Origin of the sequence: Brenneria roseae subsp. roseae, from assembly GCF_003115845.1 — a bacterium.
GTDB lineage: Bacteria > Pseudomonadota > Gammaproteobacteria > Enterobacterales > Enterobacteriaceae > Brenneria > Brenneria roseae.
This window is the reverse complement of record NZ_KZ819035.1, coordinates 106,109-127,923: the sequence shown is the minus strand read 5'-3', so window position 1 is coordinate 127,923 and position 21,815 is coordinate 106,109. Positions and strand designations below refer to the sequence as shown.

The following is a 21,815-nucleotide window of genomic DNA, read 5'->3' as shown; positions in this document are numbered from 1 at the left end:
TATAGGGACTTCTCCGTCGCTGACAAGCGCTAAATGCAAAAAAAACGTCAAGCGTTCAAAAATAAGCCAAAACCCCACTTTTAGCCGGTGTTTTGCGCAGAAAATGGGGGTTTTATACACAAGATAAAAGGAAACGGGAGAAATAGACTATTTCTCCCGTTTTTGCTCTCGTTAAACAAGGTTATTGGCGAGCGACGATGTTTTCACCATCAACATCCAGCGTAACCGGTTTACCGGGAATCAACTTGCCGGACAGGATCTGTTGAGCCAACGGGTTTTCGATCAGTTGCTGTATTGCCCTTTTAAGCGGACGCGCGCCATAGACCGGATCAAAACCGATTTCCCCCAAGCGTTCCAGAGCCGCGTCTGTTATGGTCACATGGTAACCGCGCTCTTCAAGACGTTTATACAAACGCTGTAGCTGAATCTTGGCGATAGAGCTGATATGTTTCCGCCCCAGAGGATGGAATACCACCACTTCATCTATACGGTTGATAAACTCAGGACGGAAGCTATGGCTGACAACTTCAAGAACCATCCCTCTCATTTCAGCATAACTGCGCTCACCAAAGCGTTCCTGAATCAAATCAGAACCAAGGTTCGACGTCATGATCACCACCGTGTTACGGAAATCGACCGTACGCCCCTGTCCATCAGTCAGACGCCCATCATCCAATACCTGTAGCAGAATATTGAACACATCGGGATGCGCCTTCTCGATTTCATCCAGCAGGATCACCGAATAAGGACGACGACGGACGGCTTCAGTCAAGTAGCCGCCTTCTTCATAACCCACATATCCCGGAGGCGCCCCGACCAAACGCGACACCGAGTGTTTTTCCATGAACTCAGACATGTCGATACGAACCATCGCATCGTCACTGTCGAACAGGAAAGAGGCCAGCGTTTTACATAGTTCTGTTTTACCTACCCCAGTCGGCCCAAGGAACAGGAAAGAACCAATTGGGCGATTGGGATCGGACAATCCAGCACGACTGCGTCGGATGGAGTTCGCCACCGCTTCGACAGCTTCATCCTGCCCTATGACGCGCTGGTGCAGCGCCTCTTCCATTCTTAACAGTTTTTCACGTTCACTTTCCAACATTCTGGACACAGGAATACCGGTCCAGCGGGCAAGCACTTCGGCTATTTCAGTATCCGTAACGCGGTTGCGTAACAGATGCATGGTTTTACCTTCAAGCTGCGTTGCCGCCGCCAGCTGTTTTTCCAGTTCAGGAATTTTGCCGTATTGGATTTCGGACATCTGCCCCAGGTCACCTTGGCGACGGGCCTGTTCCAGCGATATTTTCGCCTGTTCCAAAGCCGCCTTAATATTCTGAGTCCCGGTAAGTGAAGCTTTTTCCGCTTTCCACTCCTCTTCCAGCTTGGAGTATTCACGTTCTTTTTCTTCAAGCTCGGTATTTAATAACTCTAACCGTTTCTGGCTGGCTTCATCCGACTCTTTTTTCAGCGCCTGCTGTTCCAGCTTTAGCTGAATGATACGACGGTCCAGACGATCCAGTGGTTCAGGCTTTGAGTCAATCTGGATACGGATACTGGAAGCCGCCTCATCAATCAGGTCGATCGCCTTGTCTGGCAGCTTACGATCTGCAATATAGCGATGAGACAGCGTGGCTGCCGCTACGATTGCCGGGTCGGTAATCTGCACATGGTGGTGCAGTTCATAACGTTCTTTAAGACCACGTAAAATGGCAATGGTATCTTCTACCGTTGGTTCGGCAACGAACACTTTCTGAAAACGACGCTCCAGAGCTGCATCTTTTTCAACATATTGCCGGTATTCATCCAGCGTTGTGGCGCCGACACAGTGTAGCTCACCGCGAGCCAAAGCAGGTTTCAGCATGTTCCCTGCATCCATGGCGCCGTCAGCTTTACCCGCCCCTACCATCGTGTGGAGTTCATCAATAAACAGGATGACATTCCCTTCCTGTTTGGATAAATCGGTAAGCACGCCTTTCAAACGCTCTTCAAATTCCCCACGGTATTTGGCGCCGGCGACCAATGATCCCATATCCAGCGATAGAACACGCTTGTTCTTTAAACCTTCCGGCACTTCGCCATTAACAATACGTAATGCCAAACCTTCAACAATGGCTGTTTTACCGACGCCAGGCTCACCGATTAATACCGGGTTATTTTTAGTTCGACGTTGCAATACTTGAATAGTACGGCGAATTTCTTCATCACGGCCAATCACCGGATCCAGCTTGCCTTGTTCAGCACGCTCGGTTAGGTCAATAGTGAATTTTTTCAATGCCTGACGTTGATCTTCAGCTCCCTGATCATTCACCTGCTCACCTCCTCTCACCTGATCAATCGCTTTAGTGACGCTTTGCTGAGTTGCCCCTGCCTTTTTCAGCACATCACTCAACGTACTGTGTGACTCTAAAACAGCCAGCACAAAAAGTTCAGAGGAGATAAAGGTATCCCCGCGCTTTTGCGCCAGTTTGTCACACACATTTAAGGTTCGAACCAATTCGCTGGACGGCTGAACATCACCGTCAGTCCCCTCAACCTGAGGTAAGCGCGCTATCGCCTGATCGATTTCATTTTTCAGCCGAGATACGTTGGCACCTGCCGCTGTCAGCAACGGACTTACGGTTCCGCCTTCCTGATTAAGCAACGCGCTCATCAGGTGAAGTGGTTCAATAAATTGATGGTCGCGCCCGAGAGCTAAAGATTGGGCATCGGCGAGAGCAAGTTGAAATTTGTTGGTAAGACGATCCAGACGCATAACTCCTCCCATACACTGGTCAAAACTGCTACTGGAGATTAAATGAGGTCATCCCTCAAAAATTTCAAGGTTATTTTGCCAGTAGTGATGGGATTTAAATGTTACTTGCCATGGATCGTCTTAATTCAATAGGTTATATCAGCCAGATTAAACTTGCCATACGGCCGGTCACGCCATCGCGCCGATATGAGAAAAAATTTCGTGATTCACTCACAGTACAAAAATTTCCGCCAAAAATTTGGGTCACACCGCTAGCATGCAAACGCAGTCGCGCGAGTTGGTATATATCGGCAAAAAACTTCTCACCATGAGGCCTGAACGCAGATATTGCCATTGCATCATGCTGGATAAACGCTTCCCGCACTTCCGACCCGACTTCAAATGCATCAGGCCCAATCGCAGGTCCCAACCAAGCCATAATTTGTGACGATTCGGCCTGAAAACTGGCAAGCGTTTCTTCCAGCACGCCGCCACACAACCCACGCCAGCCCGCATGAGCAGCGGCGACTTCATTACCGGCAGCAGAGCAAAACAATACCGGCAGACAGTCCGCCGTCATCACGGCACAAACCTGGTCTTTATGGTTGGTATAAGCGGCATCTCCGCAGACAGAAAGCGGAGGTGCGTCATCGATGCGAATCACTTGCGTACCATGAACCTGCTCCAACCAATGTGGCGTAGCCGGCAACGCGGCCTCATCCATCAGTGCCTGTCGATTCCGCATCACTTTTTCGGGATCATCGCCGACATGACCGCCCAAATTGAGCGCATCATACGGAGGCAAACTGATGCCTCCATGGCGGGTCGTACTACACGCCCGGACATTTTTCGGTAAAGGCCAGTCAGGATGTATCAGCATTGTCTCATCACCAATCAAGTTGATCCTGGAACGCTTCGGTATCCGCTTTTAATGCATTTATCAGATCTACCATATCCTGCGGCAAAGCAGCATGCCATTCCATTTGTATTCCGCTGACTGGATGGTATAAACGCAGCATGGTCGCATGCAGAGCCTGCCGGTCAAAATTGCGCAATACAGAAATAAACGCATCCGACGCACCTTTAGGCGGACGAGGACGACCACCATATAAAGGATCACCCACCAACGGGTGGTTGATATGCGCCATATGCACGCGAATCTGGTGGGTACGCCCGGTTTCCAGACGTAAGCGTAAACGGGTATGCGCGCGGAAATGTTCCATAATGCGATAGTGCGTAACCGCAGGCTTCCCCATCGGATGAACCGCCATGTGTGTCCGCTTGGTCGAATGCCTGGCAATCGGTTCATCAACCGAACCACCCGCGGTCATATTGCCAATTGCGACAGCTTCATACTCACGCGTAATTTCCCGCGCCTGCAATGCTTCCACCAGACGAGTCTGTGCCGGTACGGTCTTCGCCACCACCATTAGGCCGGTGGTGTCCTTATCGAGCCGGTGTACGATACCAGCCCGAGGAACATCAGCAATTTCAGGATAATAGTGCAGCAGCGCATTCAGCACCGTACCATCCGGATTACCCGCACCAGGATGGACAACCAGATCACGGGGCTTATTGATGACGAGAATGTCCTGATCTTCATACACGATATCCAGTGCGATATCCTGCGCTTCCCAGCGCGCTTCTTCCTCAATCAGTGCATCAATTACCACCGATTCGCCGCCCAGCACTTTCTCTTTTGGCTTATTGCTCACATTGCCGTTAATCTGTACCCGGTTCTCAAGAATCCACTCTTTTATACGAGATCGTGAATAATCAGGGAACAATTCGGCCAAAGCCTGATCTAAACGTTGTCCGAGTTGTGATTCGGCCACCGTTGCGGTGAGTTGTACTTGTTGTGCCATAGTTGCAGCTTCTTCGTTAACGTTGGGTTTTCACGGCGACGCCGTTTAAAATAATGTACTATTGTAGCTGGTCTAAATCGGGAGCTTAACGGACAGTCTCCCGGAATAACACTCTGAGGATAATCAAAACGTCATGACGCGTATGAAATATCTGGTGGCTGCCGCCACGTTGAGCCTGGCGCTGGCTGGTTGCTCCAGCAATTCCAAGGATGCGGTTCCTGACAGTCCGCCATCCGAACTGTACGCCAATGCTCAGCAAAAACTGCAAGACGGCAACTTTAGAGCAGCCATCACGCAGTTGGAAGCACTGGATAACCGCTATCCATTCGGCCCGTATTCACAGCAGGTACAGTTAGATTTGATTTATGCCTATTACAAATCTGCTGAATTACCGCTGGCTCAGGCCTCGATCGATCGTTTCCTGCGATTAAATCCTACCCATCCAAGCGTTGATTATGTCTTGTACATGCGTGGCTTGACAGATATGGCCTTGGACGACAGCGCTCTGCAAGGTTTCTTTGGTGTTGATCGCTCCGATCGCGATCCCCAATATGCCCGCGCTGCTTTCCGGGACTTCAGCAATCTGATTCAGGGTTACCCCAACAGTCAATATGCGACCGACGCTAATAAGCGGCTGGTCTATCTGAAAGAACGTTTAGCTAAATATGAACTTTCCGTCGCGCAATACTACACGAAACGTAGTGCTTATGTGGCAGTAGTTAATCGCGTTGAGCAAATGCTGCGTGATTATCCAGACACTAAGGCGACGAAAGATGCATTACCGCTGATGGAAAACGCCTATCGCGAACTCCGACTTGCCGCTCAGGCAGACAAGGTGGCTAAAGTTATCGCGGCAAATCCATCATAAGCACCATCTGACACAAAACGTATCAAACGGCAACCCAGGTTGCCGTTTTTTATTGTCGGAGTGTGTTCTCAGAAAGGAAGGGAAAAGCAGAAAAATCACGAAAGGTCTCAGTACATCTTTGCGATAATGGCATAGGCTACCTCCTCCTTCAAGTTCTCCCCTTCAATTCCTGCGGACAGTTCACAAATCACGGTTTACTGACAGAAAGTGACAAAAAAAAGCGATCAATATCACGATTTTTGTCTCAACTCGCGGTATGCTGAAATTATCCAAGACGGACATAGGCAGAGAGGTAAGTTATATGACTATCAATATTACCAGTAAGCAAATGGATATTACCCCCGCAATACGTCAGCATGTCGAAGACCGTCTTTCTAAACTGGATAAGTGGCAAGCTCACCTGATTAACCCGCACATCATTCTGTCAAAAGAACCCCAGGGTTTCGTTGCTGATGCAACAATCAGTACGCCAAACGGACCGTTGGTCGCCAGTGCCAAGCATGAAGATATGTATGCAGCTATCAATGAGCTCATCGCTAAACTTGAGCGTCAATTGGACAAGGTGCGGCATAAAGGAGAAGCCCGTCGCGCAGCAACAAGCGTCAAAGATGCCAACCTGCAAATTATTCAGGAAGAATAATTTCCACCGGTTCCGGTTACCTAACGCGCCTGATGGCGCGTTTTTTGTATAGCGGGCATCCTTGCCCGCCCCCTAAAGAGCCAACGTTGCACGTGGTTCAAAATCGCGCCCGGCGATTTTGTATTGACAGGATGAAAAGCCAACGGTTACTTTACCTGTTATTATTCCGACGCATCTTCATATTGCACACTGGATTCACATGACCCATTCACCGTTTTTCTTCGTATTCTTTTTTACCTTCCCCTGATTTGGGAGGCGATTCGTCATAAAAGCAAGAATACGAAGACGAACAGAAAGGCCTCCTGAAAACAGGAGGCTTTTTTTATAAGAATAGAAAACAGGTAACAACATAATGACCGATCATCCATTACTGGTACTACGCGAGCGCATCAGCGAACTGGACTTGAAACTGCTTGAGCTATTGGCGCAAAGACGTGAATTAGCACTCGACGTTGCACGCAGTAAACTGCACTCTCATCGACCAATCCGTGATAAAGAGCGCGAACGTGATTTACTCGACAAACTGACCGCGGCAGGAAAAAAATATCATCTTGATGGTCACTACATCACCCGTTTGTTCCAACTTATCATTGAAGACTCCGTACTGACGCAACAGGCGCTTTTGCAGCATCACCTTAACCAGACGACATCTCACTCAGCCCGTATCGCTTTTCTCGGTCCTAAAGGCTCCTACTCTCATCTGGCGGCGCGTCAATACGCCGCCCGCCATTTCGAACAGTTCATCGAATGCGGCTGCCAGAAGTTCCAGGACATTTTCAATATGGTGGAGACTGGTCAGGCCGACTACGCGGTGCTGCCGATTGAAAACACCAGTTCGGGTTCCATTAACGATGTCTATGACCTGTTACAACATACCGGGTTATCCATTGTCGGTGAGTTGAGTAATCCGATTAATCACTGTGTTTTAGTAGCAACCGAAACCAGTCTGGATCAGATTGAGACTGTTTATAGTCACCCTCAGCCATTTCAGCAATGCAGCCACTTTATCAGTCGCTTCCCCAACTGGAAAATTGTGTACTGTGAAAGTACTGCTGCGGCAATGGAAAAAGTAGCGGCGCTCAACTCAGCGAAAGCCGCAGCACTCGGTAGCGAAGCCGGCGGCATGCTCTACCAATTGCAGGTTCTCGAGCACAATCTGGCCAATCAGTCACAAAACATCACCCGCTTTATTGTTCTCGCCCGCAAACCGATTGACGTATCAGAACAGGTCCCGGCCAAGACCACGCTGATTATGGCAACGGGTCAACAATCCGGCGCCCTGGTTGAAGCGCTTCTGGTCCTGCGCGATCACGGTATTGTAATGACCAAGCTGGAATCGCGACCGATTAACGGTAATCCGTGGGAAGAGATGTTTTATATAGATGTGCAGGCTAACCTGCGTAGCGAAGCCACGCAGAAAGCCCTGAAGGAATTAACGTCCATCACTCGTTCCCTGAAAGTCCTGGGTTGCTACCCAAGCGAAAACATCGTTCCTGTAGACGCCGTCGAATGAAAAATGCCATCCCGGTATAAGCAACGGGATGGCATTCTCAGATTCTAAACGTACTCGGCGTGGTTACTGACGAATATCGTTAGCCTGACGCAATAGTGTCCGACTTTCAGATTGGAATCGGTTCGCGTAGTCACCAAACCAATGCTCGACTTTCTTGAAGCTGCTGATGAACTCGGCTTTATCCGCGCGTTCCAGCAGCGCTATCGCTTCACCGAAACGTTGGTAATACCGCTTAATCAACGCCAAATTGTTCTCAGAAGACATTATAATATCAGCGTACAGCTGTGGATCCTGTGCGAACAGCCGTCCCACCATAATCAATTCCAGACGATAGATCGGTGATGAAAGCGCCAGCAATTGTTCCAACTCTACATTCTCTTCCGCCAGATGCAGACCATATGCAAACGTTGCAAAGTGACGCAGCGCCTGAATGAACATCATATTCTGATCGTGTTCCACAGCGCTGATGCGATGCAAACGCGCGCCCCACACCTGAATTTGCTCCAGCAGCCACTGATAGGCTTCAGGTTGACGCCCATCGCAATAGACAACGACCTGCTTTGCCAGGCTACCGCTATCAGGGCCAAACATCGGATGCAGCCCGAGCACCGGACCTTGATGGGCAGCCAGCATGGCTTGCAACGGCCCATTTTTTACCGATGCCAAATCAACAAGAATACAATCATCCGGCAGTTTGGGCAGACGAGCGATCACCTGTTCAGTAACATGAATCGGGACACTGACAATGACCATGCCCGCATCAGACAACAAGCTTTCCGCTCGAGGCCAATCATCCTGTTCCAGAATCCTGACCTGATACCCAGACAATGTCAGCATTTTTTCAAACAGCTTGCCCATTTGACCACGACCACCGATGATGACCACCGGCCGAAGTAACGGGCATAATGTTTTAAATCCCTTTTCATTTTCACTGGAATAGGACTCACGCATAACCCGGCGCAGGATATCTTCAATCAGGTCAGGCGGTACTCCCAATGATTCGGCCTCTTTTCGACGTGAACTGAACATTGCCGCTTCACGATCGGGAACATAAATCGGCAGGCCATACCGACTTTTCACTTCACCGACTTCCGCCACTAAACGCAACCGATGTGATAACAGCGTTAAAAGCTCTTTATCTACCTCGTCGATCCGATCACGCAATGCGGTCAGTTCAGCTACCATATCTTGTTACTCTCCTGAATGTTTTACTCGTGCGCCAAGTTCCTGATGTACTGAACGCAGCAATGCTTCTGTGCTTTCCCAACTGATGCAGGCATCCGTTACGGACACGCCATACCGCATGTCGGAACGAGGCTGCTCTGAAGACTGGCTACCTTCATTAAGGTGACTCTCCAGCATTAAGCCAATAATGGAACGATTTCCTGCCTTAATCTGTTCAATTGCAGATTCAACCACAAGAGGTTGACGACGATAATCTTTATTGGAGTTGCCATGGCTACAATCTATCATCAGGGCAGGTCTCAGTCCTGCTTCCTGCATCTGTTTTTCACACTCGGCAACGTCTTGCGCACTGTAATTCGGCTTTTTACCACCGCGCAGAATCACATGGCCATCCGCATTGCCCTGAGTCTGCAACAGACAAACTTGCCCGACCTGGTTGATCCCGACAAAACGGTGCGGCATGGCCGCGGCTCTCATTGCGTTAATCGCTGTACCCAGACTGCCGTCGGTTCCATTTTTAAAACCAACCGGCATGGACAGACCAGATGCCATTTCACGATGTGTCTGCGATTCAGTGGTACGGGCACCGATCGCAGACCAGCTGAACAAATCTCCCAGATATTGGGGACTATTCGGATCCAGTGCTTCGGTCGCCAGCGGTAAGCCCATATCCACCAGTTCAAGCAATAACTCGCGCGCAATATGCAAACCCGCTTCGACATCAAATGACCCATCCATGTAAGGATCGTTGATCAGGCCTTTCCAGCCTACGGTCGTACGCGGTTTTTCAAAATAGACCCGCATGACAATATACAGCCGGTCGCTCAACTCAGCAGCAAGCGCCTGCAAACGACGGGCATATTCCAGCGCGGCGTCAGTATCATGAATAGAACATGGCCCGCAGACAATCAGCAGTCGCTCATCACGACCATGAATAATGTTGGCAATCGTTTCACGAGCATGAGCGATGGCCGCTTGTTCATTGTCACTAAGGGGAAATTTGGCCTTTAACTGTTCCGGGGTAATAAGCACCTGTTCTGCGCTGATATTAATGTTATTGAGTGAATCTTTTTGCATGTTCATATTCCTGACGAGTTCTGTATAAGCGCGAATGACCAACGCAGTCTACGCGTGATGCCTACACCATAACATGAACCGTAAATTTTTCAATACACACATGTAAATTTAAAATTACTGTCACTAAAACGCTCTAAAAACGAATTTGCGCCAACGCTCACTTCCATACTCACGCATTCCAATCACTCACGCGAATAATGGTAGAATCATGGCAACAAGGGGGAACAATGTTGAAAGCAATAATCATTGACGACGAACAGCTGGCGCGAGAAGAACTGTCTTTGCTGCTGGAGAACGAACCTGATATCACTATCATCGCCCAGTGCAGTAACGCGCTCGAGGCGATACCCACGATTCATCGCCTGCAACCTGACGTCATTTTTCTGGATATCCAGATGCCCAAAATCAGTGGGTTGGAATTGGTCGCGATGCTGGATCCGGAAAACATGCCTTATGTCGTGTTTGTGACCGCATATGATGAATATGCGGTTCGCGCTTTCGAAGAACATGCGTTCGATTATTTGCTAAAACCGCTGGATGCCCATCGGCTTGCAAAAACGCTGAATCGTTTACGTCGCGGCACAAGTGTAAACAAAAATGTACAAATTATTACCGAACCCTACCTCCGCCATATTCCCTGCACCGGGCATAACCGGATTTTTTTACTTAAAGTCGATGAAGTCGAATACTTCAGTTCAGAGCTAAGCGGTGTACATGTTGTGGGCGTAAGTCAGTCTGGTTACACACAACTGTCTCTGAAAACGCTGGAAGAAAAAACGCCTTTTGTACGGTGTCACCGAAAATATATGGTAAACACCGAGCTTCTGAAAGAAATTCAATTAATGGAAAATGGCGCCGCGGAAGTGCTGACGCATACGGGAAAACATATCCCCGTCAGCCGCCGCTATCTGAAGTTATTAAAAGAAAAATTGGGTATCGCCTAAAAGCAAAACGCTTTTATGATAGAGACTTCTACTCGCGAAAGGTTTCATTATGAAATACAGTTACTTTTTAGCTGTAATTCTTTTTATAGCCGGTTGCCAAAGCCATCTCCCCTCTTCTGTGCCTGGGGGGGAAACTGACTTTTGGTATGATGCTGGCTATAAAGATGCCGTATCCGGCGTGGTGGTGAAAGACAATGACACGCTGCAAGAATGGTTTGGCAACCCCGAAGTCGATCGCGATGCCTATTTACGCGGCTATAACGCAGGACAGACAGCGTTTTGTCATCCCGCCAACATGATAAAATGGGGGAAATCTGGCAAGAACTTCCCGGCCAGCTGCGATGGCGTCTCTGATGCCGAGCAATTGCGAATCCAATGGCAGCAAAGTTTGCGCTAAGCTCTGCAACTGACGAGGCTTATCCAAATGCTGTCATATCGCAATATCAAACCGTAACTATCGTCCTTAATTTCATCATCATTCCCTCAGCATGACTATCGATCACAATACGTTGAGGACATCGTACAAAATAGGTTCCCGCCAGTCATATCTCTGGATCAGAGAAAATTTATACCTCTAGCCATAAAAAAAGGGTTCGCCATCGGCGAACCCTTGATAACTAACCACTTTCGGATATTGGATATCAGCTAATCCTACTGGTTGGAGGCATTACCCGTTAAATCAGACAGTTGACGATCATTAACCTTGACTTTTGTAAGAAACAATGGGATAAGAAATTTTGATGGAATATATTAATCTTCAAGGAAATGAAGGGGATATTAAATGGCTAACGTTATATATTTAAAAGTTAACGGTGAAAAACAAGGTCTTATATCGGCAGGAGCATCCTCGATAGATTCTATTGGTAATAAATATCAATCAGCTCATGAAGATGAAATTTTTGTATATGAATTAATGAACCAATTTACACGATTAGAAAATGTATCTCTTCATCCGGTTGACATAAGAAAACCAATAGATAAAGCCACTCCTCTTTTAGCTCAAGCCCTGAATGACAATGAGAAATTAGATTGCGTATTTCAATGTTACAGAACATCCTCTTTAGGAGGCTATGAGCTTTTTTTCAAGATCTCTTTGAAAGAGGCGATTGTTACAGACATTCGTTATTTTTATCCTAACTCGTTGACGCATAATGATGCCCAACCTCAAGAAAACGTATCATTTAAATTTGCATCAATAACATTAGAACATGTCATTGCTCGCACGAGTAATTATATGTTATTAAATGTTAGAAAACCAGGGATAGATAAATGAGTAAGCGATCAGAGATGTTGGATGTCAATCAGGCAATTTCAGCAAAATACGGCATAATTTACACTGAAATATTAGGCTGGGTAGATTTAGGTCATGCCTCAGGTGATGATATCAGGAATCTTTTGTCCCAAATGGAATTGGGTGAAAATAGACCAGATGAGTTCTATCATATTCACTATGAGCAAAGCATGTTTATTAGAAGGAAGTGGATAGGTACTTCTAAGTACAGTCTTTGGAAAGTACGCCGCGGACGCTCACTACCTGAGCGGCACAGCATCGCTCTTGCTATGATGATGAAAACGGGTACGGCATTTGAGAGCTTGCAGGATAGTTGGCCTTTTAGCTGGACCACGGACAGTGGTTTTAGCGGCGAAGATCTTGTATCCGATTTACTCGGATTTTATCGTGCAATCCATGGTAGAAATTATCTTTATGACTTAAAACCTGTTAGCAAAAGTGAATCAATTAAGCGATGGGATCATTATGGACCTATCGGAAATTTTAAGAATAAAGGATTTAGACCTTTATTATTTCCAGATCCATCAATATCTCCAAACTCAAGACCTTATTTAGGTGAGTTACCGTATTTTATGAAATCAATAAAACCATACTTTGATTTTAAATCGGGTAATGTTTCCATTGCGAATGATAGTGATACCGGAATATATTTAAACGGCGGGAGGGTTTATGGGAACTAATAAAAAAATTACTTTTTTTGTCTCCATAGTTGCACTTTTATATTTTCTTTTAAAACTGCTTACTATTGATAGTGTTTCTTACACAAAAAACAATTGGTTCTACGACCGCTTTTTCTCAACGGAATTGATCAGAAACGCGCCCCTTATATCTCAGAGTTATTATATAAGCTATTCATCTCGTGATGGTAATAAACCTGAGACCAATGTAATATTCTTTACTGGAACGACTGACAAATCGGAATTAGAAAGCTATTTAAGAGCCAAGAAATTTACACCTGAGCAGATCGATATTAATACTATTCGTTGGATCTCACCGGCTTACAGTGGATATGATATCTATTTGAGTGTTTACCCTGATAAAAAAGAAGTCATTATGGCAGCTATTAGCCTTGATTAAGAAAAAATCGAGCATAACGCTGATGCCTCCCAATCAGTAGACAACGCTCCACGCTAAATTCTGGTTTCCCCCATAGGCTTCACACGTCCTTGACAGATCACGTATCTGAGGGTGCGTTAATTTTACCAAGGCGACAGCGATCCTCTTTCTCTCCTAACAGGTTGAAAGGGTTAACAGGTAATTGACGAACAGGTGTGGACAATTGCCAAAGTCATCCCCCGTTGTGGATTTCAAAACGTTGCAAACCCAGCCCACACCAGCGTTTTTTTACGCCTCTGAAAAGAGGCTGCCGTGAACAAAAGTGAATATGGACGTAAAAAAAGGGTTCGCCATCGGCGAACCCTTGATAACTAACCACTTTCGGATGTTGCGAAAGCGCGCTATTAGTTAAGACGCTCTTTAATACGGGCAGACTTACCAGTGCGTTCACGCAGGTAGTACAGTTTGGCTTTACGTACGGCACCACGACGTTTAACAGCGATGCTGTCAACTACAGGAGAATGCGTTTGGAAAACACGTTCTACACCTTCGCCGTTGGAAATCTTACGAACAGTGAATGCAGAATGCAGACCGCGGTTACGAATAGCGATAACCACGCCCTCGAATGCCTGCAGACGTTTTTTGCTACCTTCAACAACCCATACCTTCACTTCTACGGTATCACCCGGACGAAATGCAGGTACGTCCTGCTTCATCTGCTCTTGTTCAATTTGCTTAATAATGTTGCTCATAATATGTCTCTTACCCTAGGTAAACTGATATTTGGGTTCGTTTGGCGTACCAGAACGACCACCTAATACTCATGTTGTCCAGACTGATATTCACGTTGGAATTCAGCCAACAACGTTGCTTGCTCGTCAGTCAGAGCTAGGCTTTTCAGAAGTTCAGGTCTTCTAAGCCAGGTTCGGCCCAGCGACTGCTTCAAACGCCAGCGACGAATCTCAGCATGATTTCCTGACAGCAAAACTGCCGGGACATCCATGCCTGCCAACACTTCGGGGCGAGTAAAATGTGGGCAATCCAGCAATCCATCAGCAAAAGAATCCTCTTCTGCCGAAGCCTGATGACCCAGTACACCCGGTATAAAACGGGAAACCGAATCAATCAGCGCCATTGCCGGTAGCTCACCACCGCTGAGAACGTAATCACCAATTGACCATTCTTCATCAATTTCGGTTTTAATTACGCGCTCATCAATCCCCTCGTACCGACCACAAACCAGAATCATTTTCTGATTGGTGGCGAGTTGACGTACGCCTTGCTGATCTAATTTGCGGCCCTGAGGTGATAAATAAATCACTCTCGCACCTTCGCCTGCCGCTGCTTTTGCTGCGTGGATCGCATCCCGCAAAGGTTGCACCATCATCAGCATTCCGGGACCGCCGCCATAAGGGCGATCGTCCACGGTGCGATGCCGATCGTAAGTGAAGTCTCGCGGACTCCAGTACTGTACGCTCAGCAGGCCATTTTTAACTGCCCGGCCAGTGACTCCGTAATCAGTAATTGCGCGGAACATCTCTGGAAACAGGCTAATAACCCCAATCCACATCGTCTCGTTCCACTTAGTACTACTGGTCAGCTCAGAGCTCAAAAACCAGGATCCCAATCTACTTCAATAGTTTGAGCAGAAAGGTCAACATGCCTGACAACCTGTTCAGTGAGGAACGGAACCAGCCGCTCCTTGACCCCGAATGCATCTTTCAGGTTGGCTTTTATTACCATCACGTCGTTTGAACCGGTTTCCATCATATCAATGACTTTACCCAGTTGATAACCCGTTGAGGTCACGACCTGACAACCAATAAGATCCTTCCAATAATAATCACCTTCATCCAACTCAGGCAGTTGCGTTGAATCTACGACAATTTCGCAATTGGTCAGTAGATTGGCCGCATCACGATCGTCAACATCTTTAATCTTGATGATCAGATCCTGATTGTGATGTTTCCAGCTTTCAATCTCGACAAGCTGCCAACCACTTTTTGTCTGGATAAACCAAGGTTGATAATCAAAAATGCTTTCGGCATCTTCGGTGGATGAAAACACTCTGAGCCAACCACGGATGCCATAAGTCGATCCCATCTTCCCCAATACGATGGAGTTAACAGGTGCTTTCGGACTAAGTTGTTTGCTCATTGTTACCACCGCAACAGATTATGCTGCTTTTTTAGCGTCTTTGATCAGCGAAGATACGCGATCAGACACTGTCGCACCCAGACCAACCCAATGCTCGATACGGTCCAGATCCAAACGCAGAGCTTCTGCCTGACCCGTTGCGATCGGGTTGAAGAAGCCTACGCGCTCAATGAAGCGACCATCGCGCGCATTGCGGCTATCGGTCACGACGACTTGATAGAACGGGCGTTTTTTCGCGCCGCCACGTGCCAAACGAATTGTTACCATAACATCCTCTTTAGTTAATAAAACAACCGGGCCCCATCGAGGAACGGGGCCCAGTGTGTCATATAAAAAGCCCCAAAATTTTACTCATTTTGGCGCAAAAAGCAATCTAAAGCGTAAAATGGCGGTGAGACTTTATATTCACCGCCAGATTATCGCGCTTAACGACCCGGGAATCCCGGCGGCATCATGCCTTTCATACCGCGCATCATTTTCGCCAAACCGCCACTCTTCATTTTCTTCATCATACGCTGCATATCATCAAACTGCTTCAGAAGGCGGTTGACGTCCTGAACCTGCATCCCCGATCCCGTCGCGATACGACGTTTCCGGGAACCTTTGATAATTTCGGGCTTGGCACGTTCCTGGCGCGTCATCGAATTGATAATCGCTTCCATACGGACCAGCACTTTATCATCCATCTGAGATTTCACATTATCAGGCAATTGCCCCATTCCAGGCATTTTGCTCATCATGCTGGCCATGCCGCCCATATTGCGCATCTGCTTAAGCTGGTCAAGGAAATCGGTCAGATCAAAGCCGTCCCCTTTTTTCAGCTTTTTCGCCAGTTTTTCCGCCTGAGTACGATCAACCTTACTTTCGATATCCTCGATCAGGGAAATCACATCGCCCATGCCAAGAATACGGGAAGCAACACGCTCGGGATAGAAAGGCTCCAGAGCGTCAGTTTTTTCACCAACGCCAAGGAATTTTACTGGCTTACCCGTAATATGGCGGATAGACAGCGCGGCGCCGCCACGAGCATCACCATCGACTTTGGTTAAAACCACGCCGGTTAACGGCAGTGCTTCATTAAAGGCTTTCGCCGTATTCGCCGCATCCTGACCGGTCATGGCATCGACAACAAACAGGGTTTCCACCGGGTCGATCGCCGCATGAACCTGCTTAATCTCGTCCATCATGGCGTCATCGACATGGAGACGACCGGCAGTATCAACTAACAACACATCATAGAATTTCAGTTTGGCATGCTGTAAAGCACGACTAACGATATCAATCGGCTTTTCCTGCGCCGTTGAGGGGAAGAAATCGACGCCAATCGATTCTGCCAGCGTTTCCAACTGTTTAATTGCCGCAGGACGATAAACGTCCGCAGAAACAACCAATACCTTTTTCTTCTGTTTTTCTTTAAGGAATTTACCCAGTTTACCGACGCTGGTTGTTTTACCTGCCCCTTGTAAACCCGCCATCAGCACGACTGCGGGTGGCTGCGCAGCAAGGTTCAGCTCCGCATTGCTTTCCCCCATCGCACTGACGAGTTCATTTTTGACGATCTTGACGAACTCCTGACCGGGAGTCAGGCTCTTGTTGACCTCATGCCCCACCGCGCGTTCTTTGACACGATTGATAAAATCGCGAACAACCGGTAAGGCGACGTCAGCTTCCAGCAACGCCATGCGAACTTCACGCAGCGTTTCTTTAATATTGTCTTCAGTCAACCGCCCGCGGCCGCTGATATTGCGCAATGTGCGCGATAGTCGATCGGTTAAATTTTCAAACATATCTCATGCTCAACGTATGACAAGCCGCAAGCCGCGACGCGAATGATCGGATTATAACACGAAAGCGCCGACGATCTCTGTGACTCGGATGGAGAACAGTTGGTCCCCAGTGAGACTAACGTTATACTGACTCTTCATTTTACTTAGTTGATGTTCAATAACCTACTTGTATGTCTGTTTTCGCTATTGTGGCGCTGGTCGCCTACACATTCAGCCTTGGACTGATTATTCCCAGTCTGCTACGCAAGAACAGTGCATATCGTCGGCTGGCAATACTTTCGGCCAGCGTTGCGCTTATCTGTCATGCAGTAGCGCTTTATCAACGCATTTTTGATGTCCAGACTGGTCAAAACCTTAGTCTGTTAAACATTGGCTCTCTCGTCAGCCTCATGATCTGTATCGTGATGACGATTGTTGCCTCACGTAACCGTGGATGGTTTCTGCTCCCTATCGTTTATACGTTTGCACTAATCAACCTGGCTTTTGCCAGTTTTATGCCGGGAGAGTTCATTACGCATCTGGAAGCGACTCCGGGTCTGATGATCCACATTGGCCTCGCCCTGTTTTCTTACGCCACTCTGCTGATTGCCGCACTTTACGCGCTACAGCTCGTCTGGCTGGATTATCTGCTAAAGAATAAAAAGCTGGGGTTTGCCGCCGATATGCCGCCGTTAATGAGTATCGAGCGGAAAATGTTCCACGTTACTCAGGTTGGCGTCATTCTGTTAACGCTGACGCTCTGTACCGGTCTGTTCTACATGGATGACCTGATTGGTAACAAAGAAAATCTGCATAAAGCCGTGTTTTCCCTGTTTGCCTGGTTCATCTATATTCTGCTGCTTTGGGGGCATTACCATGAAGGCTGGCGTGGACGCCGGGTAGTCTGGTTCAGCCTGCTGGGCGCGTTATTATTGACCCTTTCCTATTTCGGCAGCAGAGTCATACAGCACTTCGTCGCCGCCTAAACGCCTGACTGGCCTACCGTACAATCTGGTATGGAAATGACGGTAAAAATAAAAGAGAGTCAATTTCTGACTCTCTTTTTCATTCCGGCATACGGCGAATCAAGCATTCACCCGATATGCAGTTCTGCCAGCTTATCCTTCGGTAGCGCCAGAGCGTCATTCTGGTTGATGCCAATATCATGATCCAGAATATGCTGTGCAATTTCCTGCGCCTCTGCCAGGGAATGCATCTCATAGGTTCCGCACTGATATTCATTGAGTTCCGGAATTTTTCGCTGATCGGTCACTTTCAGCACATCCGCCATTGCCGCTTTCCAGGCATCCGCTACGCGTTGCTCATTTGGCGTCCCAATCAGGCTCATGTAGAAACCAGTACGGCATCCCATCGGTGAAATATCAATAATCTCGACACCGTCGCCATTCAAGTGATCACGCATGAAGCCGGCAAACAGATGTTCCAGCGTATGAATTCCGCGCTCTGGCATCACTTCAAGGTTAGGACGGCAAAAACGCAGGTCGAAGACAGTAATGTTATCGCCATGAGGGGTTTTCATGGTTTTCGCGACCCGGACAGCAGGCGCTGCCATACGGGTATGATCTACAGTAAAGCTATCTAGTAACGGCATAACGTCACCTCCTCATAGAAAAATTTTATTTTTCCTCATTTCTGGGAAACTTTTCTGCTTCATGCGGGTCTGAATTACTGAAAGACGCGCATTTATTATCATCATCCCTATTTAGAGATGTTTATTTGGCCACATTTACTGTGGCCTTTTCTTTTGTCAGTGCGCGGCAAGATACGCTTCAAAGCTCAGTGTATCTTCAGCTTCAATCTGCTGCTGACGAAGCCAGGAACGTTCACATTCCGCTTTCAACTGCCCTTCCGTCAAGACTTGCAGCGGCTCACTGCTCAATATCTTACGGTATTCGTCCGCAAGATGAATACCGACGCCACCGCAGCCATCTTTCTTCATCAGCTCAAGCAATCGTCCAGAGAATGTACTTTCCGGATCATCAAAGCCCGTAATCAGTTCATCACAAACCTGCTGGTAGTATGGCTGAGTACTCCCGTCGTCCAGTACCTCTGCAACGCGCCGCAAATCTGCAAACAATGCTTTTCCGACATCAGCGATAGGCTGTTGTTCAGTATCACAACCCATACCAATAGTCTGTCCCGGCTTGCGACCTTCCAGTATCACCCGGTTCCAGTTTTTACGCGTACACGCCAACTCATCGGCGCTCATTTCCGGCGCATCCGCCAGGGTGCACCAAATCAGGAACAAATCCAGGAATCGCACCTGGCTGGCGCTAACGCCGGTCGGAGAGAAAGGATTAATATCCAGCGATCTCACCTCAATGTACTCGATCCCTCCGCGCAGAAGCGCATCGGAAGGAGACTCCCCGGACCGGGTAACTCGCTTCGGCCTGATTGGCGCATAAAGCTCATTTTCGATCTGCAATACGTTGGTATTCAACTGCAGATACCGACCCTCTTTCTTCACCCCTACCTGAGCATACTCTTCAGAAGGCGTTTTTATCGCGCGTTTTAACGCAGCGACATAAGTATCCAGATCATTAAATGTGATACCAAGATTACTTTGTGACTTATTGGTATAACCCAAATCGCTCAGCCGCAGCGACGTTGCATACGGTAGATAACACATTCCCTTATCCGTACGCTCAAACGGCAACGACGTTTCCCGTCCCTGCAGGAAAGACGAGCAAATGGCGGGAGAAGCGCCAAACAGATAGGGAATAATCCAACCGAACCGATAGTAGTTACGGATCAAGCGAAAATAACCGGCCGAAATCTCAGACTTGCCACTTTCAACATCGCGGATCCCCGCTTTGGCCTGCCAAAACGCCAGTGGTAATGAAAAATTGTAATGCACACCGGAGATTGTCTGCATCAGCGCGCCATAGCGATTCTTCAACCCTTCACGATAAAGCGTTTTAAAACGTCCAATGTTGGATGACCCATATTGCGCTAACTCAATATCCTGCTCTGCGGCAATAAAGCACGGCATGCTTAATGGCCACATCCGCTCATCACCCAGATTACGCGCGACATGGCGATGGATATCACGCAAAAACGTCAGCAAGTGGTCGACATCATTATCAACCGGAGTGATAAATTCCAGCAATGCTTCAGCGAAATCCGTCGTAATCCACGAGTGCGTTAACGCCGAGCCTAACCGCTCAGGATGACCTGTTGTCGCAAGATGTCCATTCGCCAATACGCGCAAAGTTTCACGCTCAATTCCACGCTGAATGCCATTCACTGCATGTGGATGTTTTTCCAGCCAGGAAAGCGCTTTTGATATGTCCGGGATCAAATCGACCTCCCGTTGTTAAAATGTAATGTTTGTAAGCATAATTGAAACTTGGCGCCACTCACCAGACCTTATATCGACCAGCTAATGCCACCATGCAATACCTTGTAAGGTTATCCCTGTCAGGACGATATAGCGCAACGCTTTCCCGATACCGATGAAAACAGCCGCACGCATCCAAGGCATACGCAACCAACCCGCCAACACGCACAATAAATCGCCGACTACCGGAACCCAGCTAAATAATAGCGCAGCAGGGCCATAACACTGTAACCAGCGTATCGCCATCGTATATCCCGTCTGCTGTTTTGGCTGAGGCAGTAAGCGCCCTATAAAAATATTTGTTACCCCTCCCAGGGTATTTCCCACCGTTGCCACAATAATTAACAAAATGGGGCTGGCGCTGCCTGAAACCAAGAGCGCGACGAGCAACACCTCCGAACTGCCGGGCAATAGCGTTGCACTCAGCAAACTACTCCAGAAAAGGGAGAATATCGCCCAGAATTCAGTCACCGTTTACGAACATCAACCACAGCCATCTTCGCACGCCTGGCCGCTTCAATACCATAATCGGCATCTTCAAACACGACACAGTGTTCTGGTGCAACAGCGATAAGTTCGGCACAGCGTAAAAAGGTGTCGGGGAAAGGCTTATGATTGATGACATCGTCAGCACCGACGATTGCATCAAAATAGTTATACAGCCCAAGATGTTGCAAAAGCCGGTCGGCCATACCATGGGTACTGCCTGTTCCAACAGCCATAGGACGACGCCCATGATAATGTTTGACGACATCAATCAACGGCAGCGGCGTTACCGTATCCAGTAACATTTCTTCCACAACCGCCGTTTTCTCATCGGCCAGCCTATGCGGGTCAATATCCGCCTGGTGACGGTCAATAATAAACTGGGCAATACGCCAGGTAGGCGATCCATTCAATGCTGTCATAACAGCCGCATCATATTTCATTTCGTACTTCGCCAACACCTGATCCCAGGCCTTATGGTGTGTTGGTTCTGTATCGAGTATGGTGCCGTCCATATCAAAGATCAGCCCTTGATAACGATCGTACATCATGACTCCATGCTCACTGAAAAAGAGGGCCTACTTTATCGCAAAGTAAAAACGTTGTCGCTCACTCAATAACCATATAATAATCATGTCATTATTACTGTCATATTGGAGCAATAGAGTAAGCCCCTGATCTTTTGCAAACACAATCCAAAGCAGAATAAATCATAGGAGATAACTTTTCGTCGTCAAAAGGCAGGCACTAATAGCGCGACAAACGATGAGTTATAAGGGAAATGGAACGTCTAAAACGAATATTACAAGCTGCGGGATAAGAAAGAAGTGAAGCTTAACGAAGTGATGGTGCATCCGGGAGGATTACCCGGC

General features: G+C 47.8%; 24 protein-coding genes and 1 other annotated feature. Of the genes, 10 read left to right on the top strand and 14 right to left on the bottom strand.

Annotated elements, in window-relative coordinates:
* Positions 1-181: 181 nt before the first annotated feature.
* From clpB to rluD, 3 genes are all read right to left on the bottom strand, one after another.
* On the bottom strand, positions 182-2,755 hold the full coding sequence (gene clpB / locus DDT52_RS17380; protein WP_136157468.1) for an ATP-dependent chaperone ClpB: 2,574 nt from the start codon (positions 2,753-2,755) through the stop codon (positions 182-184).
* A gap of 133 nt (positions 2,756-2,888) precedes the next feature.
* Positions 2,889-3,614, bottom strand: a complete 726-nt coding sequence (gene yfiH / locus DDT52_RS17375; RefSeq protein WP_136157467.1) for a purine nucleoside phosphorylase YfiH — start codon at positions 3,612-3,614, stop codon at positions 2,889-2,891.
* A 7-nt stretch (positions 3,615-3,621) separates the two neighbouring features.
* A complete protein-coding gene (rluD, locus tag DDT52_RS17370) occupies positions 3,622-4,599 on the bottom strand; it encodes a 23S rRNA pseudouridine(1911/1915/1917) synthase RluD (RefSeq protein ID WP_136157466.1) in 978 nt (325 codons plus the stop codon).
* 133 nt (positions 4,600-4,732) lie between these two features.
* Between rluD and bamD the strand changes: the two genes are divergently transcribed.
* From bamD to pheA, 4 genes are all read left to right on the top strand, one after another.
* The gene (gene bamD, locus DDT52_RS17360; RefSeq protein WP_136157465.1) at positions 4,733-5,467 is read left to right on the top strand and encodes an outer membrane protein assembly factor BamD; all 735 of its coding nucleotides are present in this window, start codon (positions 4,733-4,735) and stop codon (positions 5,465-5,467) included.
* Positions 5,468-5,768: 301 nt separating this feature from the next.
* Positions 5,769-6,107 (top strand): ribosome-associated translation inhibitor RaiA, encoded by a 339-nt coding sequence (gene raiA / locus DDT52_RS17355; RefSeq protein WP_109055785.1) that lies wholly within the window; start codon positions 5,769-5,771, stop codon positions 6,105-6,107.
* A gap of 198 nt (positions 6,108-6,305) precedes the next feature.
* Positions 6,306-6,433: a sequence feature (Phe leader region), on the top strand.
* A complete protein-coding gene (gene pheL / locus DDT52_RS21055) occupies positions 6,307-6,354 on the top strand; it encodes a pheA operon leader peptide PheL (RefSeq protein ID WP_210732736.1) in 48 nt (15 codons plus the stop codon). (Overlaps the previous feature by 48 nt.)
* Before the next feature lie 26 nt (positions 6,434-6,459).
* Positions 6,460-7,620 (top strand): bifunctional chorismate mutase/prephenate dehydratase, encoded by a 1,161-nt coding sequence (gene pheA, locus DDT52_RS17350; RefSeq protein WP_136157464.1) that lies wholly within the window; start codon positions 6,460-6,462, stop codon positions 7,618-7,620.
* Positions 7,621-7,683: 63 nt separating this feature from the next.
* Here the strand turns inward: pheA and tyrA are convergent, their stop codons facing one another.
* Together tyrA and DDT52_RS17340 are read right to left on the bottom strand one after the other, a co-directional pair.
* Positions 7,684-8,805, bottom strand: a complete 1,122-nt coding sequence (tyrA, locus tag DDT52_RS17345) for a bifunctional chorismate mutase/prephenate dehydrogenase (RefSeq protein WP_136157463.1) — start codon at positions 8,803-8,805, stop codon at positions 7,684-7,686.
* 6 nt (positions 8,806-8,811) lie between these two features.
* Positions 8,812-9,882, bottom strand: coding sequence for a 3-deoxy-7-phosphoheptulonate synthase (locus DDT52_RS17340; protein ID WP_136157462.1), 1,071 nt, complete (start codon positions 9,880-9,882; stop codon positions 8,812-8,814).
* Positions 9,883-10,109: 227 nt separating this feature from the next.
* Here DDT52_RS17340 and btsR point away from each other — a divergent pair, with 227 nt between their 5' ends.
* The 5 genes from btsR to DDT52_RS17315 all read left to right on the top strand — a co-directional run bounded on the left by btsR (position 10,110) and on the right by DDT52_RS17315 (position 13,194).
* On the top strand, positions 10,110-10,826 hold the full coding sequence (gene btsR / locus DDT52_RS17335) for a two-component system response regulator BtsR (protein WP_136157461.1): 717 nt from the start codon (positions 10,110-10,112) through the stop codon (positions 10,824-10,826).
* Positions 10,827-10,875: 49 nt separating this feature from the next.
* Entirely contained in the window at positions 10,876-11,223 is a 348-nt protein-coding gene (locus tag DDT52_RS17330) for a DUF2799 domain-containing protein (RefSeq protein WP_136157460.1), read from the top strand.
* A gap of 384 nt (positions 11,224-11,607) precedes the next feature.
* Entirely contained in the window at positions 11,608-12,099 is a 492-nt protein-coding gene (locus DDT52_RS17325; RefSeq protein ID WP_136157459.1) for an Hcp family type VI secretion system effector, read from the top strand.
* Entirely contained in the window at positions 12,096-12,797 is a 702-nt protein-coding gene (locus DDT52_RS17320) for a hypothetical protein (protein ID WP_136157458.1), read from the top strand. The genes DDT52_RS17325 and DDT52_RS17320 overlap by 4 nt, the downstream gene beginning before the upstream one ends.
* Complete coding sequence (locus DDT52_RS17315) at positions 12,787-13,194, top strand: hypothetical protein (protein ID WP_247595577.1); 408 nt, start codon at positions 12,787-12,789, stop codon at positions 13,192-13,194. Before DDT52_RS17320 ends, DDT52_RS17315 begins: the two co-directional genes overlap by 11 nt.
* Before the next feature lie 383 nt (positions 13,195-13,577).
* On the opposite strand, the gene rplS is transcribed toward DDT52_RS17315, so the two are convergent.
* From rplS to ffh, 5 genes are all read right to left on the bottom strand, one after another.
* The gene (rplS, locus tag DDT52_RS17310) at positions 13,578-13,925 is read right to left on the bottom strand and encodes a 50S ribosomal protein L19 (protein ID WP_009111758.1); all 348 of its coding nucleotides are present in this window, start codon (positions 13,923-13,925) and stop codon (positions 13,578-13,580) included.
* 62 nt (positions 13,926-13,987) lie between these two features.
* Positions 13,988-14,743 carry a tRNA (guanosine(37)-N1)-methyltransferase TrmD gene (gene trmD, locus DDT52_RS17305; protein WP_109055777.1) on the bottom strand — a complete coding sequence of 252 codons (756 nt, stop codon included), beginning with the start codon at positions 14,741-14,743 and terminating at the stop codon, positions 13,988-13,990.
* Positions 14,744-14,781: 38 nt separating this feature from the next.
* Positions 14,782-15,330 (bottom strand): ribosome maturation factor RimM, encoded by a 549-nt coding sequence (rimM, locus tag DDT52_RS17300; RefSeq protein ID WP_136157457.1) that lies wholly within the window; start codon positions 15,328-15,330, stop codon positions 14,782-14,784.
* Positions 15,331-15,348: 18 nt separating this feature from the next.
* Positions 15,349-15,597, bottom strand: coding sequence for a 30S ribosomal protein S16 (gene rpsP / locus DDT52_RS17295; RefSeq protein ID WP_009111755.1), 249 nt, complete (start codon positions 15,595-15,597; stop codon positions 15,349-15,351).
* A gap of 158 nt (positions 15,598-15,755) precedes the next feature.
* On the bottom strand, positions 15,756-17,117 hold the full coding sequence (ffh, locus tag DDT52_RS17290; RefSeq protein ID WP_136157456.1) for a signal recognition particle protein: 1,362 nt from the start codon (positions 17,115-17,117) through the stop codon (positions 15,756-15,758).
* Positions 17,118-17,287: 170 nt separating this feature from the next.
* On the opposite strand from ffh, the gene DDT52_RS17285 reads away from it, so the two are divergent.
* Positions 17,288-18,082 carry a cytochrome C assembly family protein gene (locus DDT52_RS17285; protein WP_136157455.1) on the top strand — a complete coding sequence of 265 codons (795 nt, stop codon included), beginning with the start codon at positions 17,288-17,290 and terminating at the stop codon, positions 18,080-18,082.
* A gap of 107 nt (positions 18,083-18,189) precedes the next feature.
* Here DDT52_RS17285 and luxS read toward each other — a convergent pair whose 3' ends face one another.
* From luxS to yqaB, 4 genes are all read right to left on the bottom strand, one after another.
* A complete protein-coding gene (gene luxS / locus DDT52_RS17280) occupies positions 18,190-18,708 on the bottom strand; it encodes an S-ribosylhomocysteine lyase (RefSeq protein WP_136157454.1) in 519 nt (172 codons plus the stop codon).
* A gap of 156 nt (positions 18,709-18,864) precedes the next feature.
* Positions 18,865-20,418, bottom strand: a complete 1,554-nt coding sequence (gshA, locus tag DDT52_RS17275) for a glutamate--cysteine ligase (protein WP_136157453.1) — start codon at positions 20,416-20,418, stop codon at positions 18,865-18,867.
* Positions 20,419-20,499: 81 nt separating this feature from the next.
* Positions 20,500-20,928 carry a YqaA family protein gene (locus tag DDT52_RS17270; RefSeq protein ID WP_136157452.1) on the bottom strand — a complete coding sequence of 143 codons (429 nt, stop codon included), beginning with the start codon at positions 20,926-20,928 and terminating at the stop codon, positions 20,500-20,502.
* Entirely contained in the window at positions 20,925-21,491 is a 567-nt protein-coding gene (yqaB, locus tag DDT52_RS17265) for a fructose-1-phosphate/6-phosphogluconate phosphatase (RefSeq protein ID WP_136157473.1), read from the bottom strand. Before yqaB ends, DDT52_RS17270 begins: the two co-directional genes overlap by 4 nt.
* Positions 21,492-21,815 lie beyond the last annotated feature (324 nt).

Coding starts and splice junctions, on each gene's coding strand:
- btsR (WP_136157461.1), top strand. CDS start 10,110: ATGTTGAAAGCAATAATCATTGACGACGAACAGCTGGCGCGAGAAGAA.
- DDT52_RS17315 (WP_247595577.1), top strand. CDS start 12,787: ATGGGAACTAATAAAAAAATTACTTTTTTTGTCTCCATAGTTGCACTT.
- rluD (WP_136157466.1), bottom strand. CDS start 4,599: ATGGCACAACAAGTACAACTCACCGCAACGGTGGCCGAATCACAACTC.
- clpB (WP_136157468.1), bottom strand. CDS start 2,755: ATGCGTCTGGATCGTCTTACCAACAAATTTCAACTTGCTCTCGCCGAT.
- pheA (WP_136157464.1), top strand. CDS start 6,460: ATGACCGATCATCCATTACTGGTACTACGCGAGCGCATCAGCGAACTG.
- tyrA (WP_136157463.1), bottom strand. CDS start 8,805: ATGGTAGCTGAACTGACCGCATTGCGTGATCGGATCGACGAGGTAGAT.
- DDT52_RS17285 (WP_136157455.1), top strand. CDS start 17,288: ATGTCTGTTTTCGCTATTGTGGCGCTGGTCGCCTACACATTCAGCCTT.
- rpsP (WP_009111755.1), bottom strand. CDS start 15,597: ATGGTAACAATTCGTTTGGCACGTGGCGGCGCGAAAAAACGCCCGTTC.
- DDT52_RS17340 (WP_136157462.1), bottom strand. CDS start 9,882: ATGCAAAAAGATTCACTCAATAACATTAATATCAGCGCAGAACAGGTG.
- DDT52_RS17330 (WP_136157460.1), top strand. CDS start 10,876: ATGAAATACAGTTACTTTTTAGCTGTAATTCTTTTTATAGCCGGTTGC.
- luxS (WP_136157454.1), bottom strand. CDS start 18,708: ATGCCGTTACTAGATAGCTTTACTGTAGATCATACCCGTATGGCAGCG.
- raiA (WP_109055785.1), top strand. CDS start 5,769: ATGACTATCAATATTACCAGTAAGCAAATGGATATTACCCCCGCAATA.
- yfiH (WP_136157467.1), bottom strand. CDS start 3,614: ATGCTGATACATCCTGACTGGCCTTTACCGAAAAATGTCCGGGCGTGT.
- trmD (WP_109055777.1), bottom strand. CDS start 14,743: ATGTGGATTGGGGTTATTAGCCTGTTTCCAGAGATGTTCCGCGCAATT.
- DDT52_RS17320 (WP_136157458.1), top strand. CDS start 12,096: ATGAGTAAGCGATCAGAGATGTTGGATGTCAATCAGGCAATTTCAGCA.
- bamD (WP_136157465.1), top strand. CDS start 4,733: ATGACGCGTATGAAATATCTGGTGGCTGCCGCCACGTTGAGCCTGGCG.
- rplS (WP_009111758.1), bottom strand. CDS start 13,925: ATGAGCAACATTATTAAGCAAATTGAACAAGAGCAGATGAAGCAGGAC.
- rimM (WP_136157457.1), bottom strand. CDS start 15,330: ATGAGCAAACAACTTAGTCCGAAAGCACCTGTTAACTCCATCGTATTG.
- ffh (WP_136157456.1), bottom strand. CDS start 17,117: ATGTTTGAAAATTTAACCGATCGACTATCGCGCACATTGCGCAATATC.
- yqaB (WP_136157473.1), bottom strand. CDS start 21,491: ATGTACGATCGTTATCAAGGGCTGATCTTTGATATGGACGGCACCATA.
- DDT52_RS17325 (WP_136157459.1), top strand. CDS start 11,608: ATGGCTAACGTTATATATTTAAAAGTTAACGGTGAAAAACAAGGTCTT.